The organism is Bradyrhizobium sp. P2_E8, assembly GCF_056403875.1.
Genome location: NZ_JBFUES010001183.1, coordinates 1 through 2068, shown reverse-complemented (window position 1 = coordinate 2068; position 2068 = coordinate 1). Strand labels below are relative to the sequence as shown.

Below are 2068 nucleotides of genomic sequence, written 5' to 3'. Positions count from 1 at the left end.
TCAGTGAGCACCACAAGCTGCGCCCGGCGATGATGCGGGTTGACCTCGAACACAACGAGACCATCGCGCTCGAGGTCGTTGACGATGCGCTGCACGTTCTGGCGATTGGCGCCGAGATTGCGGGCGAGCCAGGCGACCGGCTCCGGGCGCTCGGCATCGGCGATCGCCCCCAGGATCTGCCAGCGCGCACTGGTGAGGCCGAGCGACGTCACCAGCCGATCGCCGGCGGTCAGAAGCAGGCTGTTGGCGCGGAACAGGTCGAGGATGAGGCCGGTCAGGGCTTCGCCCGCCGGGGTCCGCTTGGTCTTGCTCATCTGGCACTACTACTCCGTATTGACATCATCATGTCAATTAGCTATGTCCTGGACTACCGAATTGACATGATGATACCAAATTGACCGGAGCGATGTCATGCCTCAAATGCGTCCCCTCGACCCTTCCTTCCCGATCGACCGTCAGATCGCGCTCGAAACCGGCCCCGTGGTGCTCGTGAACGTCTTCACGCTCGACGCTGCGGACGAGCAGAGCTTCCTGGAGAGCTGGCAGAACGATGCCGCTTTCATGAAACGGCAGCCGGGCTTCATCTCGACCCAGCTCCACCGCGCCGTTGGCGACAGCCCGACCTATCTGAATTACGCAATTTGGGAATCCAACGCACATTTCCGCGCTGCGTTCACGAACCCGGAATTCCGCGCCAAGATTGCGGTCTACCCCGCATCCGCGGTCGTGAGCCCGCATCTGTTTCAGAAGGTCGCGGTGCCTGGTATCTGCGTGGCGTAGCGGCAAACGTAGGGTGGATTAGCCGAAGGCGTAATCCACCTCTTTTCGCGCGGCGACAGAAGTGGTGGGTTACGCCAGCGGACTGCGCTTCGCGCAGCCGCAGTCTAACCCACCCTACGGCTCCTCAGCCCGCCGCGGGCAGCACGCTGTCCGGCGGCGCAGGCCACGGGCGCTCGGCTGACGCGAGCCCGATGAGGCGGCCCTGGATGTAGTCGCAGCCCCAGTCGCGCAGCATGTTTGCGGCCTCGTCGTCCTGCACCCATTCGGCGACCGTCTTGATGTCGAGGCGGCGCGCGAGGTCGATCAGGGTCTGCACGAAAGCGCGATCGTCGGCGGAACGGGTGATGTTCTGCACGAAGGCGCCGTCGATCTTGACGATGTCGACGCCGAGCTTGCGCAAATTGCGGAACGAGGTGTAGCCGGCGCCGAAATCGTCGATGGCGATGCGGCTGCCGAAATTCTTCAGCCGGGTGACGAAGCCGCGGACATCGTCGATGTCCTGGATCGCGACCGTCTCGGTGATCTCGACGATCAGCCGCTCGGCAACGCCGGGATGAGCCAGCATCAGCGACTCAATTCCCGCCCACCAGTCCGGATCCATGGTGGTGTCGGGCGAGATGTTGAGGCTGAGACTGACATCGGGCGCGGCCGCGAGCTCGGAAACCACGAGCTCGAGCACGCGATGATCGACGAGGCGGATGAGGCCGAGCCGTTCGGCGACCGGCACGATGTCGGGCGCGAGCAGCACCTGGCCGTCGCCCTGGTCCATCCGCACCAGGCATTCATGGAATGCGCGCTCGCGCGAGACGGCCGAGACCACCGGCTCATAAGCGAGCTTGATGCGGCGCTCGTTCAGTGCGGTGACGATCTCGTCGGTGACGCGGATGTTGACGCGGCGCTGCGCGTCGCGCGTGGCATCCGGACGCCACGCCGCAAACGAGCCGGAGCGCCGGCGCTTTGCCGCGTCCAGCGTCTCATGGGCGCGGTTGACCGCCTCGTCCGTATTGCGGGCATAGCGCGGCACGCTGACCGCGCCGATCGAGGCGGTGACCGAGACCGGACCGGATTTCGTCGGCACCACCTCGTCGCGGATACCGGCGAGGAAACGCTCGGCCGCGACGTTCATGTCGTCGATGGTGCAGTTCTTCAGGATCAGGCCGAACTTGTTGCCGGAGAAGCGCCCGAGCACGTCGCCGCCGCGCAGCCGCGCGCGAATGCGTTTGCCGACGTCGAGGATCACGGCGTCCGCAACGTCGAAGCCGAAGGCGTCGTTGACGCGGGCGAGATG

The 2068-nt window shown here is 65.2% G+C and carries 3 protein-coding genes; 1 reads left to right on the top strand and 2 read right to left on the bottom strand.

What is annotated here, in order from left to right; translation table 11 throughout:
- Positions 1–314: MarR family winged helix-turn-helix transcriptional regulator (locus AC1D00_RS38335; RefSeq protein WP_477014253.1), on the bottom strand; the 314-nt coding region annotated here is incomplete at its 3' end.
- Between the two features lie 97 nt (positions 315–411).
- Here AC1D00_RS38335 and AC1D00_RS38330 point away from each other — a divergent pair.
- Positions 412–780, top strand: coding sequence for an antibiotic biosynthesis monooxygenase family protein (locus AC1D00_RS38330; RefSeq protein WP_477014252.1), 369 nt, complete (start codon positions 412–414; stop codon positions 778–780).
- A 124-nt stretch (positions 781–904) separates the two neighbouring features.
- On the opposite strand, the gene AC1D00_RS38325 is transcribed toward AC1D00_RS38330, so the two are convergent.
- Positions 905–2068, bottom strand: a 1164-nt coding sequence (locus AC1D00_RS38325) for an EAL domain-containing protein (protein WP_477014251.1), incomplete at its 5' end; no start/stop codon positions are given.